The sequence below is a fragment of the Microbacterium sp. AC132 genome (genome assembly GCF_979258525.1).
On sequence record NZ_OZ409862.1, the window covers coordinates 3448301 to 3463438 of the forward strand.

A 15138-nucleotide genomic window follows, 5' to 3' on the forward strand; every position below is an offset into this window, starting at 1 on the left:
CGCGGGAAGGATGGGGCCATGCCCGCGCCGCACGTCGATCTTCGCGACCTCATGCAGATCACCGATGTCGGGGGCTACCAGCGCGGTCTCGCGTACTTCCGCGAGGGCAATGTGCTCGACGTGGTGTGGCACGAGGATCTGCTCGAACTCGAGGGCCATGTGCGCGGCAGCTCGGACGCCCAGTATGTGACCGAGATCGTCTTCCTCTCGTCCAACGGGACGAGACGGGTTCGGACGACCCGCTGCACCTGCCCGGTGCGGAGCGGCTGCAAGCACGTGGTCGCCACGCTGCTCGCGTCCAATGTGCACGAGTACTCGCAGCAGGCCGCGGCTCTCCAGCGGCAGCCCGACGCGGAGCAGAAGCCCGCCGCACCGCGCACCGCCGCAGTGGCGTCGTGGCGGACCCTGCTCGACCCTGCGGTGTCGCAGCACCCGCAGCGCCTCGCTCTCGGCATCGAACTGCGTCACCGTGAGTCTCGGAGCGAGAACCACTGGGGGCCGCGCCCCGTCCGGGCGGCGACCGCGCGCGATCTCGCCCGCCCGAGCGGTGAGCTGCTTCTGGCGATCCGCCCGATGATGCGCAGCGCGCAGACCGGTGCATGGATCCAGGGCGGCGCAGGCTGGGATGCGGTCCGTCGCGACGCCTCGCAGTTCGGTCGCGACCAGAACCGCTGGTTCGGGGATCTCCTCAGCATCTCGCGGGACTCGCTGCTCTCCGGCAATGCCGGCGAGTGGCTCGTCCTCGACCAGGTCGAGTCGCCGCTGCTGTGGAGGCACCTCCGATCGGCCACCGACGTCGGAATCCCTCTCGTTCCCAGTCAGAAGAGCGCCTCGGTGCGGATCGCATCCGCGGCCGACGTCTCCGCGAAGATCAGTCGCACCGAGGAGGGTGCTCTGGAGGTCGCCGCCGACGTGCGCATCGACGATCGAGTGATTCCCGCCCGCGAGGTGCATCCGATCGGTCGTACGGGTGTCTACGCGGCGAGCCTCGTGGGTGCGCGGATCGAGGTCGTCCTCGCCGAAGTGTCGTTGAGCGAGCAGACACGTGCCCTGCTCGCGGCCTCCGACCCTATCCTCGTGCCGGCGGACGACGAGCAGGCGTTCATCGCCGACGCCTATCCGCTTCTGGCCCGGCGCAGCACCGTGCGCACGGTCGGGGAGGTCGCGCTTCCCGACGTGCCCGAACCGGAGGCGGTGCTCACGGTCAGCTACGAGCGCGGCGACGTCGTCAGCTACGCATTCGAGTGGTCGTACGGTCCGTTCGGCCGAGTGCCGTTCGCGTGGAATGACGCAGCGGTGCGAGATGCCGAGAGCGAGACGACCAGACGCGCGGCGATCGAGGCGGCATGGCAGGAGTTCCGCACGACGAGCTTCCGCCCGAGCGGTTCGTTCCACGACATCGATGCGGCGGCGTTCATCGCGGAAGGCGTTCCCGCGCTCGAGGCTGTGGGCGTCCGCGTCGAGTCCCACGGAGAACGCAAGGCGTATCGCGAGCTGACGGGGGATCCTGAGGTCAAAGTCACGACCGTCGAATCGACCGACTCGGACTGGTTCGATCTCGGCATCCTCGTGACGATCGACGGTCGACTCATCCCGTTCGGACCGCTGTTCACGGCGCTGAGCAGGGGGCGCAAGAAGCTGCTCCTCTCCGACGGCGGCTACTTCTCGCTCAACCACCCGTCGCTGGATCGTCTGCGTGATCTCATCGAGGAGGCGGGCGAGCTCGACGAGTGGGAGACCGGTCCGCGCATCAGCCGCTACCAGACCGATCTGTGGGAGGAGTTCGAAGACCTCGCCGACGAGGCCCAGCCGGCTGTCAGCTGGCGCGCCACGGCCGACGGGCTCCGTCAGGCCACGGGGGTTCCGCCGACGCCCGTTCCTGCGGGAGTGCAGGCCGATCTCCGCCCTTATCAGAAGGCCGGCTTCGACTGGCTTGTCTTCCTGTGGCGTCACCGACTGGGCGGGGTCCTCGCCGACGACATGGGCCTGGGCAAGACCCTGCAGCTCCTCACGTTCGTCCAGCACACGCGGGATGCCGGCGAGACGAGACCGTTCCTGGTGCTGGCCCCCACGTCTGTCCTGAGCACGTGGCGGTCGGAGGCGGCCCGATTCACTCCCGGGCTTCGTGTCTCCATCGTCGACAGCACGAGCGGGAAACGGGCCGACGTCCTGAGGGCGGCGGCCCGGTCGAGCGATCTCGTCGTGAGCTCGTACACGGTCGCCCGACTAGACGAAGAGGAGTTCCGCGAGATCGAGTGGGCCGGACTGATCCTCGATGAGGCCCAGTTCGTCAAGAACCCCAAGACGCGGCTCCACCGCGCCATCTCGACATTCCATGCCGACGTCACGTACGCGGTCACGGGAACCCCGATGGAGAACAGCCTCTCCGAGCTGTGGTCGCTGCTCAAGCTCGCCGCCCCCGGCCTGTTCCCCTCGGCTCGGAAGTTCAAGGACCGCTACATCCAGCCGATCGAGAAGGGCAAGGTGCCCGAGAACGAGGAGGGCGGCGAGTACCGCGCGCGGCGCCTCGCTCAGCTGCGTCGTCGAGTGAGACCCCTGATGCTGCGACGTACCAAAGAGCTCGTCGCTCCCGACCTGCCGGCGAAGCAGGAGCAACTGCTCGAGGTCGAGCTGAGTCCGGCGCACAGGGCCCTCTACGACGTCGTGCTGCAGCGCGAACGGCAGAAGGTCCTGGGGCTGATCGACGACCTCGATCGCAACCGCTTCATCGTGTTCCGCTCGCTCACCCTGCTGCGCATGCTGAGTCTCGCTCCCGCGCTGGTCGACGAGGCCGACGCCGAGATCGGGTCGAGCAAGCTCGACACACTGCTCGAGCGCGTCGCCGAACTGCAGGCCGAAGGGCACCGTGCTCTGGTCTTCAGCCAGTTCACGTCGTTCCTCGACCTCGCGGCTGCCCGGCTCGAGGCCGCCGGCATCCCGTATGCGCATCTCGACGGCTCGACGCGCCGCAGAGAGCAGGTGATCGACGGCTTCAAGTCGGGGGAGCAGCCGGTCTTCCTCATCAGCTTGAAGGCGGGTGGGTTCGGACTCACGCTGACGGAAGCCGACTACGTGTTCCTCCTCGATCCGTGGTGGAATCCCGCGGCCGAGGAGCAGGCGATCGACCGGACGCACCGCATCGGTCAGACCAATCAGGTGTTCGTCTACCGGATGATCTCGACCGGCACGATCGAAGAGAAGGTGCTCGAGCTGCAGCGCCGCAAGGCCAGGCTCTTCACCGCGGTGATGGACGACGACGAGCTGTTCGCGCAGTCCCTCACCGCAGACGACATCAAGGGTCTGTTCGACGGCGCGTGATTTCTCCCGGCCGGGTCACCGCGTCCGCCCAGGACCCCGTCGGTAGAATCGAACGGTTCACTTCAGGAGGAATGCATGCGGATCACGGGACTCGGCCACGCCGGGATGTTCATCGAGACGGTCGGCGGGAACATCATCTGCGACCCGGTTCTCGGGCCCTCGTTCTTCGGCTCGTGGTTCCCGTTCCCCGACAACCGCGGGCTCGACTGGGAGCGTTTCGGACGCGAAGCGGACTTCCTGTACATCTCGCACCGGCACCGCGACCACTTCGATCCCCGGCTCCTCGAGCGCTACATCCGCAAGGACATCGAGGTGCTGCTGCCCGAGTACCCGATCGATGACCTCGAGCAGGACATCAGGGCGCTGGGCTACACGAACATCACCTACGCCCCGGCCGGCGAGATCATCGAGCGCGGCGATCTGAAGATCATGATCACTCCGCTGCGCGCTCCGAGCGACGGACCCATCGGAGACTCGTCGCTGAGCGTCGACGACGGCACCGGCTCGGTGCTCAACCAGAACGACTCGCACCCGCTCGATCTCGACACGTTGCTGCACTTCGGCAAGCCCGACGCGTACTTCACGCAGGTCTCGGGTGCGATCTGGTGGCCCATGGTCTATGACCTGCCGCTGGATGCGAAGCAGAACTTCGCGAAGCTCAAGCGCGACGCGCAGAACAAGCGGGCGATGTACTACATCGACAAGGTGGACGCGCCTCACGTCTTCCCGATGGCCGGTCCGCCGATGTTCCTGCGCGACGAGCTCTTCGATTTCAACGGCGTCGGGCGCAACGGCGAATCGATCTTCACCGACCAGAAGCAGTTCCTGGCCCACATGAAGGAGCTCTCGCCCCAGTACGACGGACATCTGTTCGTGCCGGGCACGGTGGTCACCGTCGAGGGCGGCTCCGTGTCCACCGAGCAGTCGCTCTACACCGAGGCCGAGCTCGCCCACATCTTCGACGAGAAGTGGGACTACCTCGAGGAGCAGCGCGCCTCCCGACAGCGGGAGATCCGTGACGAGGAGGCGTCGCGCGCCGAGGTCATGCCCGCCGCCGAGATGCTCGAGGAGCTGAAGACCTGGTGGGAGCCGCTGCTGAAGAAGTCGCGCACCATCCGGCTCGGAGTCGGGGGATGCGTGCGCTTCAGGATCGGCGACCTCGACATGGTCGTGGACTTCCCCCGCGCGAAGGTTCGCGAGTACGCGGGCGAGGAGTGCATCTACTGGTACACGATCCCCGCCGACCTCGTCTCGACGAACATCCGCGACCACGAGATCGACTGGTCGAACTCGATCTTCCTCTCGATGCAGTTCGAGGTGGGGCGCAGCGGAAAGTTCAACGAGTTCCTCACGACGTTCCTCAAGTGCCTCTCGGTCGATCGCATCGAGTACGTCGAGAACTGGTATCAGGAGCAGACGGACCAGACCGAGGATGCCGAGATCGGCGACTGGGTCGTGCAGCGTCGCTGCCCCCACCTGCGCGCCGACCTGACCAAGACCGGAAAGGTCGACGACGACGGCATCCTGACCTGCAGCATGCACGATTGGAAGTGGGACCTCAACACAGGCCGCTGCCTGTCGACGAGCGGCCACCCGATCCGCTCCACGAAGATCGACGAGGTCACCGACGCAGTGCTTCGCGAGGCCAGCTGACGTGGTTCGTTCCTCGCACCCGCACGGATCGGGGCGCGACGCTCGAACGCCGATGCCGATGTTCACGGGGCCTCTCCGCGGGGCTCGATGGATCACCCGCTCCACGCCGGAACGGCTGATCCGGGTGGCCGTGGAATTCCTCGAGGACGCCGGTTTCGAGCAACGGCATGATGGCTTCGACGAGAAGCTGAGAGGCCGCGGATCCGAGTGGACGGCCGTCGCGCTGGAGATCGGGGACGAGGAGAAGTCGAAGAGGCGCGCACTGCTCGGGTTCGTGATCGACGAACTCCCGTTCCCCGTCCCCCGGGCGTTCCAGCGTGTGCTGTCGCCGACGCTGGTCGTCGTCGCCTCCCGTCCCGTCGGACCCCTCGTGTCGGAGCTGATCGTCTTTCCCCACACCTCGCGTCGCGGTGCGCCGCCCTACTCGAGAGCCGCGGCTCCTCGCGTGCGCGACGCCCTCGAGCAGATCACCGCGGCAGCGGGCCTGGAAGGCGCGATGCTCTCGCACGAATCGCTCGCCGGAGTCCCGGATGACGGTTCCCCCGTCTCGCAGGCGGTCGTCCGAGAGGTCCTCGGCTGGCACTGACGCACGCTAGACTGGTGCCATCAAGCAACCTTTAACACCGTCCTGTGAGGCGGAGAAGGGAGCGGCCGATGTCTGCACGAACCGTGCTGCACGAAGCCGATATCTCGCGGGCTCTCACCCGTATCGCGCACGAGATCCTCGAATCCAATCGAGGGGCTGAGAACCTCGTCCTGCTGGGCATTCCGACCCGCGGCGTCACTCTCGCCCACCGCCTGTCCGCAGCGATCGGCGCCATCGCGCAGACCACCGTTCCCGTGGGGGCTTTGGACGTCACCCTCTTCCGTGACGACCTCGCCTCGCAGCCGACGCGTTCTCCGCGGCCCACGGACATCCCTGCCGGCGGGATCGACGGCAGGACCGTCGTCCTCGTCGACGACGTGCTGTTCTCCGGCCGCAGCATCCGCGCCGCACTCGACGCGCTGCAGTCGATCGGTCGCCCGTCGATCGTCCGCCTCGCGATCCTCGTCGATCGCGGCCACCGGGAACTCCCGATCCGCCCCGACTTCGTCGGCAAGAACATCCCGTCGTCTCGCCAGGAGCGCGTCAACGTCCGGCTGACCGAGCACGACGGCACCGAAGAGGTGACGATCGAAGCATGAGACACCTGCTGGATACCCGCACCCTCGACCGAGAGTCGGCTCTACGCATCCTCGATGTCGCCGAAGACATGTCCGACACCCAGTCGCGCGAGGTCAAGAAGCTTCCGACCCTTCGCGGCAAGACGGTCGTGAATCTGTTCTTCGAGGACTCGACCCGCACCCGCATCTCCTTCGAAGCCGCTGCAAAGCGCCTCTCAGCCGATGTGATCAACTTCGCAGCCAAGGGCTCGAGCGTGTCGAAGGGCGAGAGCCTCAAGGACACCGCCCAGACGCTGCAGGCGATGGGAGCGGATGCGGTCGTCATCCGCCATCCAGCCTCCGGCGCCCCGCAGACCCTCGCGACCAGCGGGTGGATCTCCGCCGGAGTCGTGAACGCCGGCGACGGCACGCACGAGCATCCGACCCAGGCTCTCCTCGACGCGTTCACGATCCGCAAACGGCGCTTCGGCGCCGACAGCCGCGGTCGTGATCTCGCCGGCATCCGGGTCGTGATCGTCGGCGACGTGCTCCACTCCCGCGTCGCACGGTCGAACGTCTGGCTGCTCGCCACGCTCGGCGCCGAGGTCACCCTGGTCGCGCCGCCCACCCTGGTGCCGCAGAACGTCTCGCTCTGGCCTGCGAAGGTCGTCTACGACCTCGATCAGGCTCTGGCGGACGGTCCGGACGCCGTGATGATGCTCCGCATCCAGCTCGAACGGATGAGCGCTGCATATTTCCCCACTGAGCGGGAGTATTCCAGGCGATGGGGTCTGGACGCACTGCGTGTGGCCGGCCTTCCGGACGGTAGCATTGTGATGCACCCCGGACCCATGAACCGAGGGTTGGAGATATCCTCCGAAGCCGCAGATTCCCCGCGCTCGACAGTGCTGGAACAGGTGACGAACGGGGTGTCCATCCGCATGGCGGTGCTGTACCTGCTCCTTGCAGGAGAACGAGACGACGAACGAGGGGGAGACCAGTGAGCGAGACCCTCGTCATCACCGGAGCACAGCTTCTCGGTGCCGAGCGCGCCGACATCATCGTGGAGAACGGGCAGATCTCCGAGATCGGCACCGGACTGAGCCGCTCCGGTGCGCGAGTCATCGACGCCGACGGCCTGGTGGCCCTTCCCGGACTCGTCGACCTGCACACCCACCTCCGGGAGCCGGGCTACGAAGCCTCCGAGACGATCCTCACCGGGACCCGTGCTGCGGCGGCAGGCGGGTTCACGGCGGTGTTCGCGATGCCGAACACCTCGCCGGTCGCGGACACGGCCGGTGTGGTCGAGCAGGAGCTCGCCCTGGGCGAGGCCGCCGGGTACGCGACCGTGCAGCCCATCGGCGCCGTCACCGTGGGGCAGAAGGGCGAGCGCCTCGCCGAACTCGGTGCGATGGCCACCTCGCGCGCCCAGGTGCGCGTCTTCAGCGACGACGGCTTCTGCGTCTTCGATCCGCTGATCATGCGGCGCGCACTCGAGTATGTGAAGTCGTTCGACGGAGTCATCGCGCAGCACGCTCAGGATCCACGCCTCACCGAGGGCGCCCAGATGAACGAGGGCACCGTGTCGGCCGAGCTCGGACTCGCCGGATGGCCGGCGGTCGCGGAGGAGTCGATCATCGCTCGCGATGTGCTCCTCGCGGAGCATGTCGGATCCCGACTGCACGTGTGCCACCTGTCGACCGCAGGCTCTGTCGACATCATCCGCTGGGCGAAGAAGCGGGGGATCAACGTCACGGCCGAGGTCACCCCGCACCACCTCCTGCTCACCGATGAACTGGTGCGCGGCTACGACGCCCGCTACAAGGTCAACCCGCCGCTGCGCCGTGAGGAAGATGTCATGGCGGTGCGCGAGGGCCTCGCCGACGGCACCATCGACATCGTGGCGACCGATCACGCCCCGCACCCGAGCGAGCACAAGTCGTGCGAGTGGCAGGCCGCAGCCAACGGCATGGTCGGACTCGAGAGCGCCCTGCGCGTCGTGCACCAGTCGATGGTGCAGACCGGCCTGATCGGCTGGGAGGACGTCGCCCGGGTGATGAGTGCGGCCCTCGCACGGATCGGACGTCTGTCCGATCATGGGCTGCCCCTGCAGGCCGGTGCTGCTGCGCAGATCACCCTCTACGACCCGTCCGCCGCCGGCGTCTTCACCGAATCCGACCTGCACGGTCGGAGTGTGAACTCGCCGTACCTCGGTCGCGACCTCCCCGGCCGCGTCGAGTTCACGATCCACCGCGGGCTGCTGACGGTCGACGGCGGATCCGTGGTCGAGGAGCTGAACGCATGAGCACGCGCGACATCGCCATCGCGATCACGATCGCCGTGGCGGCACTCGTCCTGGTCGCCATGTTCACGGCGTGGCGCCGACGACTCCGACGCGACTCGGGTCTGGCGGCTCCCTTGGGCGTGCCGGAGCATGCGGAGGTCCTCGACCGTCACGAGGTGCTCTACGTCTCGACGACGAAGCACGATCAGCCGCTGGAGCGCCTCGCCATCCGGCCGCTCGCCTATCGCGCCAGGGGAGAGGCTGCGGTCACCGATCGCGGACTCGCACTCTGCCTCGACGGTGCGCCGACCGTCTTCCTCGCCTCTGCACGACTCGCGAGCGTCGACCGCGCCACGGTGACGATCGACCGCGTCGTCGAACCGGGTGGACTCGTCCGCGTCGCCTGGAATGCGGACGACGACACGATCGTCGACTCGTATCTCCGGGTCACCGACGGCGATCCCCAGAACTTCATCTCAGAACTGCAGCGCCTCGTCCCCGCCACGGACGACACCGCCGCCCCCGACACAGGAGCAACGTCATGACAGCCCTCCCCGAACCCGCCGTCCTCGTCCTCGAAGACGGGACCCGCCACGTCGGCCGTGCATACGGCGCGCTGGGCGCCACCTTCGGCGAGGTCGTCTTCTCGACCGGCATGTCCGGATACCAGGAGACGCTCACCGACCCGTCGTACGCGGGCCAGATCGTCCTGCAGACGGCCCCGCACATCGGCAACACCGGCATGAACGACGAGGACCCCGAGTCCCGTCGCATCTGGGTCGCCGGCTACATCGTGCGCGACCCCTCACGAGTCGTCTCGAACTGGCGTGCGACCGCTTCGCTGGACGAGATCCTCGAGCGGGACGGCATCGTCGGCATCAGCGGCATCGACACCCGATCGATCACGCGGCACATCCGCTCTGCCGGGTCTATGCGCGGCGGCGTCTTCTCGGGCGAGGGCGCGCAGATCGACGCCGACGAGCAGCTGCGCCTCGTGCGCGAGGCGCCTCAGATGGCCGGCCAGAACCTCTCGGCGCAGGTCTCGGTCGACGTCGCCACGGTCACGACGGCGATGGGGGAGCGGGTCGGCAATCTCGCCGTCCTCGACCTCGGCGTCAAGCAGGCCACGATCGACAACCTGGCGGCCCGTGGCTTCGAGGTGCACGTCCTGCCTCAGAACGTCACGATCGATGACATCCGTGCGATCGATCCCGTCGCCGTCTTCTACTCGAACGGCCCTGGCGACCCCGCAGCCTCCGGCGACCACGTCGAGCTGCTGCGCTCGGTGCTCGACGACGGGCTGCCCTTCTTCGGCATCTGCTTCGGCAACCAGCTGCTCGGCAGGGCGCTGGGTCTCGGCACCTACAAGCTGCCGTTCGGGCACCGCGGCATCAACCAGCCCGTACTCGACAAGTCCACCGGACGCGTCGAGATCACCGCGCACAACCACGGGTTCGCCGTGGATGCGCCGCTGGAGGGCTCGTTCGACAGCCCCCAGGGCTACGGCAAGGTCGAGGTCAGCCACATCGGCCTGAACGACAACGTGGTCGAGGGCCTCCGCGCTCTCGACATCCCGGCGTTCTCGGTGCAGTACCACCCGGAGGCTGCGGCCGGACCGCACGACGCCAACTATCTCTTCGACCGGTTCCGTGACATGGTCATCGCCAGCAAGAAGGACACCAAGTAATGCCCAAGCGCGACGACATCAACTCCGTTCTCGTCATCGGCTCCGGCCCGATCGTCATCGGTCAGGCGTGCGAGTTCGACTACTCCGGCACCCAGGCCTGCCGCGTCCTGCGCGAGGAGGGCGTGAGGGTCATCCTGGTCAACTCCAACCCGGCGACGATCATGACCGACCCCGACTTCGCCGACGCGACGTACATCGAGCCGATCACCTGGCAGGTCATCGAGACGATCATCGCGAAGGAGCGTCCCGACGCGATCCTGCCGACCCTCGGCGGGCAGACGGCCCTGAACGCCGCGATCGAGTTGCACAACCACGGCATCCTCGAGAAGTACGACGTCGAGCTGATCGGTGCGAGCTTCGAAGCCATCAACAAGGGCGAGGACCGCCAGATCTTCAAGCAGCTCGTCCTCGATGCCGGCGCCGACGTCGCCCGCAGCATCATCGCGCACACCATGGACGACCTGCTCGAGGGAGCGGCCGAGCTGGGCTACCCGCTCGTCGTGCGCCCCTCGTTCACGATGGGCGGTCTCGGGTCCGGCTTCGCCTACGACGAGGCGGATCTGCGTCGCATCGGCGGTGCCGGTCTGCGCGACTCTCCGACCACGGAGGTGCTCCTGGAGGAGTCGATCCTCGGCTGGAAGGAGTACGAGCTCGAGCTCATGCGCGACACCGCCGACAACACGGTGGTCGTCTGCTCGATCGAGAACGTCGACCCCGTCGGCGTGCACACGGGCGACTCGATCACCGTGGCTCCCGCTCTGACGCTCACGGACCGCGAATACCAGAAGCTCCGCGACATCGGCATCGACATCATCCGCGCGGTGGGCGTCGACACCGGCGGCTGCAACATCCAGTTCGCCATCGACCCGAGCAACGGGCGCATCATCGTCATCGAGATGAACCCTCGCGTCTCGCGCTCGAGCGCCCTGGCCTCCAAGGCCACGGGGTTCCCGATCGCGAAACTCGCCGCGAAGCTGGCGCTCGGCTACCGTCTCGATGAGATCCCGAACGACATCACGGGTGTCACCCCCGCGAGCTTCGAACCCACGCTCGACTATGTCGTCGTCAAGGTTCCGCGGTTCGCGTTCGAGAAGTTCCCGGCCGCTGACGCGACGCTGACGACCACCATGAAGTCGGTCGGCGAGGCGATGGCGATCGGCCGCAACTACGCGACCGCGCTGCAGAAGGCGCTGCGCTCGCTCGAGAAGCGCGGTTCCAGCTTCCACTGGGGCGCGGAGAGCCGTTCCGTCGACGAGCTGCTCGAGATCTCGAAGGTCCCGACGGACGGTCGGATCGTCACTCTCCAGCAGGCGCTGCGCAAGGGCGCGACGGTCGAGCAGGCGTTCGAGGCCACGGCGATCGATCCCTGGTTCATCGACCAGATCGTCCTGATCAACGAGGTCGCCGAGATCGTGCGCACGGCGCCGGAGCTCGACGCGGCCACGCTGCGCTACGCCAAGGAGCACGGCTTCTCCGACGCGCAGATCGCGGAGCTCCGCGGCGAGAAGGAAGCGGAGATCCGCGGCGTGCGCCACGGACTCGGCATCCGTCCGGTGTTCAAGACCGTCGACACCTGCGCCGGCGAGTTCCCGGCTCTCACGCCGTACCACTACTCGAGCTACGACTTCGAGACCGAGGTCACACCGTCGGATCGCACCAAGGTCGTGATCATCGGATCGGGTCCGAACCGCATCGGCCAGGGCGTCGAGTTCGACTACTCGTGCGTGCACGCGTCGTTCGCCCTCTCGGATGCCGGCTTCGAGACCATCATGGTCAACTGCAACCCCGAGACGGTGTCCACCGACTACGACACGTCCGACCGGCTCTACTTCGAGCCGCTCACGCTGGAGGACGTGCTGGAGGTGCTCGACGCGGAAGCCGCGAGCGGCACCATCCTCGGAGTCGTCTGCCAGCTCGGCGGCCAGACGCCGCTGGGGCTCGCAAAGGGCATCGAGGCAGCCGGCTACCGGGTGCTCGGCACCAGCCCCGAGGCCATCGACATCGCCGAGGAGCGCGAGCTGTTCTCGCAGCTGCTCGACACGGCAGGCCTCATCGCCCCGCGCCACGGCACCGCTGTGGACGCGGACGGCGCGGTGGCCGTCGCCGAGGAGATCGGATACCCGGTGCTCGTGCGTCCGAGCTTCGTGCTCGGCGGACGCGGCATGGAGATCGTCTACAGCTCCGAGTCGCTGCGCGAGTACTTCGTGCGCACGGCGGGCGAGGTCATCATCGAGGAGGGCAAGCCCCTGCTCGTCGATCGCTTCCTCGATGACGCGATCGAGCTCGATGTCGACGCCCTCTACGACGGCACCGAACTGTTCATCGGCGGCGTGATGGAGCACCTCGAAGAGGCCGGCATCCACTCGGGCGACTCGAGCTGCACCCTTCCGCCCGTCTCGCTCGGCCGCACCGACATCGACCGGGTGCGCGAGGCGACACTCGCGATCGCGAAGGGCGTGGGCGTCCGTGGCCTGCTCAACGTGCAGTTCGCGATCAGCGCCGGCGTCCTCTACGTGATCGAGGCGAACCCGCGCGCGAGCCGCACCGTGCCCTTCGTCTCGAAGGCGCTGGGCATCCCGATGGCCAAGGCCGCGAGCCGTGTGATGGTGGGGTCGACGATCGCGGAGCTCCGCGCCGAGGGCATGCTGCCCGAGCAGGACGGCTCGCGAGTGCCCCTCGACGCCCCCGTCTCGGTCAAGGAGGCCGTGCTTCCGTTCAAGCGGTTCCGTACGGCCGACGGCAAGACCGTCGACTCGATCCTCGGCCCGGAGATGCGCTCGACCGGCGAGGTCATGGGCATCGACCGCGACTTCCCGACCGCGTTCGCCAAGAGCCAGGCGGCCGCGTACGGCGGAATGCCGACCTCCGGCACGGTGTTCATCTCGGTCGCGGACTCCGACAAGCGCGCCGTGATCCTGCCGGCGCATCGCCTGCAGCAGCTGGGGTTCACGATCGTGGCCACCGAGGGCACTGCCGAGATCCTCTCGCGCAACGGCATCGCGGTGACGGTGGTCGAGAAGTACAGCGAGACCCAGGAGTCCGGCGCGACGAACATCGTCGACCTCATCAACGACGGCTCGATCGACATCGTCGTGAACACGCCGTCCGGGGGCGCGGCGCGTGCAGACGGCTATGAGATCCGCGCGGCGGCTGTCGCGGCCGACAAGGCGCTGTTCACCACGATGGCGGTGCTCGGCGCCGCCGTGAGCGGTATGGACGCAGCGCACGAGGGTTTCCAGGTGAAGAGCCTGCAGGAGTACGCCCTCGACCGGAAGGCCGCAGTGTGAGCGCACGCTTCGGCGAACGGGTCCGTGTCGCCCTCGCGGCGCACGGCCCGCTGTGCGTGGGCATCGACCCGCACGCCGCCCTGCTCGGATCCTGGGGCCTCGGCGACGACGCCTCGGGCGTCCGGGAGTTCGGGCTGCGCACGGTCGAGGCCGCGGCGGGCCGTGCCGCGATCGTGAAGCCTCAGGTGTCGTTCTTCGAGCGCTTCGGATCCGCAGGATTCGCGGCGCTCGAAGAGGTCATCGCGGCTGCGAGGGACGCCGGCCTCCTCGTGATCGCGGATGCCAAGCGCGGCGACATCGGGTCGACCATGGACGCCTACGCGGCTGCCTGGCTCACCCCGGGGTCTCCGCTCGAGACCGACGCCCTCACCGTGAACCCGTTCCTGGGTGTCGGCGCGCTCGACGGCGCCTTCGCCCTCGCCGATCAGCACGACAAGGGTCTGTTCGTGCTGGCTGCCACGAGCAACCCCGAAGCCGAGGTGCTGCAGCGCTCGATCTCCGAGACCGGCCGTGCCGTCTCGGCGGACATCGTCTCGGTCGTCTCGGCGCGCAACACCGAGCACACGCCCGCAGGGGAGTGGGGCAGCTTCGGCTTCGTCATCGGCGCGACCGTGGACTGGACGGATGCCGGCATCGCCGCCTTCGCACCGGTGGCACCCATCCTCGCTCCGGGATTCGGCACGCAGGGTGCGACGCCGTCAGACCTGCACCGCCGGTTCGGTTCGATGAGCGCCGCCGTCATCGCGAGCGAGAGCCGCAGCATCCTCTCGGCCGGACCCGCCGGTCTCGCCGCCGCCATCGACGCCCGCGTCGCAGAGTACAGGGAGGCCGGCCGTGGCTGAGTCCCGTCCCGTCCCCGAGGTCGACCGCGCTGCCGCCGCACGCAAGGCGGTCGAACGACGCCGCGCCCGCGCATCGCTCAAGCGCGATCTGAGCACGCGTGTCGTGACACCGCAGGCCGTGCTCGATCGGGCGACCGCAGACCCGGACTCGGTCGAGGGGTCCATGCGCATCACGGACTTCCTGCTCGCTCTCCCCGCGATCGGCGCGGGCAAGCGCGACCGCATCCTGGCAGAGCTGCACATCTCGCCGGTCAAGCGACTGGGAGGGCTCGGCGTCCGCCAGCGGGTGGCGCTCTCGCAGTGGCTCGACGCGCGCTTCCCGCTGCTCGAGCCGCGTGGCGCACGAAGCCGTCTGCTCGTGCTCGCCGGGCCCACGGCAGTCGGCAAGGGCACCGTCGCCGCCCACATCCGTGAGCACAACCCCGAGATCCATCTGTCGGTCTCGGCGACGACGCGCGCACCGCGACCTGGCGAGATCGATGGCGTGCACTACTACTTCGTCGACGATGCGGAGTTCGACCGTCTGATCGCAGACGACGAACTCCTGGAGTACGCCGTCGTCCACAACAAGTCGCGCTACGGCACGCCGCGGGCTCCGATCGACGCCGCTCTCGCTGCAGGCAAGACCGTGCTGCTCGAGATCGACCTGCAGGGCGCGCGCCAGGTGCGCAAGGCGGAGCCTGCTGCCACGCTCATCTTCCTGCTGCCTCCGACCTGGGACGAACTCGTCCAGCGGCTGGTCGGACGAGGCACGGAGGGCGCGGAGGAACGCGCTCGCAGACTGCGCACCGCGAAGGTCGAATTGGCGGCGCAGAACGAGTTCGACCACCTCATCGTGAACGAGGACGTCGCCGCTGCGGCCGCGGAGGTCGTAGAATTGTCTTCGAGCTCTGCGCGCTGAGCGTCTTCGCGCGCCCGCTTCAC

11 protein-coding genes are annotated in these 15138 nt (G+C 68.0%); all 11 read left to right on the forward strand.

The features are described 5' to 3' along the window. Positions 1–18 precede the first annotated feature (18 nt). The 11 genes from ACZZZQ_RS16685 (at position 19) to gmk (ending at position 15115) form a co-directional block, all read left to right on the forward strand. Positions 19–3318, forward strand: coding sequence for a DEAD/DEAH box helicase (locus ACZZZQ_RS16685; protein WP_463507968.1), 3300 nt, complete (start codon positions 19–21; stop codon positions 3316–3318). Positions 3319–3393: 75 nt separating this feature from the next. Continuing rightward, positions 3394–4971 carry a Rieske 2Fe-2S domain-containing protein gene (locus tag ACZZZQ_RS16690; RefSeq protein WP_463507969.1) on the forward strand — a complete coding sequence of 526 codons (1578 nt, stop codon included), beginning with the start codon at positions 3394–3396 and terminating at the stop codon, positions 4969–4971. 52 nt (positions 4972–5023) lie between these two features. Then, positions 5024–5557, forward strand: coding sequence for a hypothetical protein (locus tag ACZZZQ_RS16695; protein ID WP_463507970.1), 534 nt, complete (start codon positions 5024–5026; stop codon positions 5555–5557). A gap of 68 nt (positions 5558–5625) precedes the next feature. Then, complete coding sequence (gene pyrR / locus ACZZZQ_RS16700) at positions 5626–6156, forward strand: bifunctional pyr operon transcriptional regulator/uracil phosphoribosyltransferase PyrR (protein WP_056278772.1); 531 nt, start codon at positions 5626–5628, stop codon at positions 6154–6156. Further along, positions 6153–7118: an aspartate carbamoyltransferase catalytic subunit gene (locus ACZZZQ_RS16705; protein WP_053096128.1), complete on the forward strand. Its 966-nt coding sequence runs from the start codon at positions 6153–6155 to the stop codon at positions 7116–7118. Before pyrR ends, ACZZZQ_RS16705 begins: the two co-directional genes overlap by 4 nt. Next, positions 7115–8419 (forward strand): dihydroorotase, encoded by a 1305-nt coding sequence (locus ACZZZQ_RS16710; RefSeq protein ID WP_463507971.1) that lies wholly within the window; start codon positions 7115–7117, stop codon positions 8417–8419. Before ACZZZQ_RS16705 ends, ACZZZQ_RS16710 begins: the two co-directional genes overlap by 4 nt. Next, positions 8416–8943: a PH-like domain-containing protein gene (locus ACZZZQ_RS16715; protein WP_320488322.1), complete on the forward strand. Its 528-nt coding sequence runs from the start codon at positions 8416–8418 to the stop codon at positions 8941–8943. Before ACZZZQ_RS16710 ends, ACZZZQ_RS16715 begins: the two co-directional genes overlap by 4 nt. Then, entirely contained in the window at positions 8940–10085 is a 1146-nt protein-coding gene (gene carA / locus ACZZZQ_RS16720) for a glutamine-hydrolyzing carbamoyl-phosphate synthase small subunit (protein ID WP_463507972.1), read from the forward strand. Before ACZZZQ_RS16715 ends, carA begins: the two co-directional genes overlap by 4 nt. Then, positions 10085–13372, forward strand: a complete 3288-nt coding sequence (gene carB / locus ACZZZQ_RS16725; RefSeq protein WP_463507973.1) for a carbamoyl-phosphate synthase large subunit — start codon at positions 10085–10087, stop codon at positions 13370–13372. The genes carA and carB overlap by 1 nt, the downstream gene beginning before the upstream one ends. Beyond that, positions 13369–14214 (forward strand): orotidine-5'-phosphate decarboxylase, encoded by an 846-nt coding sequence (gene pyrF, locus ACZZZQ_RS16730; RefSeq protein WP_463507974.1) that lies wholly within the window; start codon positions 13369–13371, stop codon positions 14212–14214. The genes carB and pyrF overlap by 4 nt, the downstream gene beginning before the upstream one ends. Beyond that, positions 14207–15115, forward strand: a complete 909-nt coding sequence (gene gmk / locus ACZZZQ_RS16735; protein WP_463507975.1) for a guanylate kinase — start codon at positions 14207–14209, stop codon at positions 15113–15115. The genes pyrF and gmk overlap by 8 nt, the downstream gene beginning before the upstream one ends. Positions 15116–15138: the final 23 nt, after the last annotated feature.

Bases quoted from the DNA above. Each gene is read 5' to 3' on its own strand.
- ACZZZQ_RS16695 (WP_463507970.1), top strand. From the start codon at position 5,024: ATGCCGATGTTCACGGGGCCTCTCCGCGGGGCTCGATGGATCACCCGC.
- ACZZZQ_RS16715 (WP_320488322.1), top strand. From the start codon at position 8,416: ATGAGCACGCGCGACATCGCCATCGCGATCACGATCGCCGTGGCGGCA.
- carB (WP_463507973.1), top strand. From the start codon at position 10,085: ATGCCCAAGCGCGACGACATCAACTCCGTTCTCGTCATCGGCTCCGGC.
- carA (WP_463507972.1), top strand. From the start codon at position 8,940: ATGACAGCCCTCCCCGAACCCGCCGTCCTCGTCCTCGAAGACGGGACC.
- ACZZZQ_RS16705 (WP_053096128.1), top strand. From the start codon at position 6,153: ATGAGACACCTGCTGGATACCCGCACCCTCGACCGAGAGTCGGCTCTA.
- ACZZZQ_RS16690 (WP_463507969.1), top strand. From the start codon at position 3,394: ATGCGGATCACGGGACTCGGCCACGCCGGGATGTTCATCGAGACGGTC.
- ACZZZQ_RS16685 (WP_463507968.1), top strand. From the start codon at position 19: ATGCCCGCGCCGCACGTCGATCTTCGCGACCTCATGCAGATCACCGAT.
- pyrR (WP_056278772.1), top strand. From the start codon at position 5,626: ATGTCTGCACGAACCGTGCTGCACGAAGCCGATATCTCGCGGGCTCTC.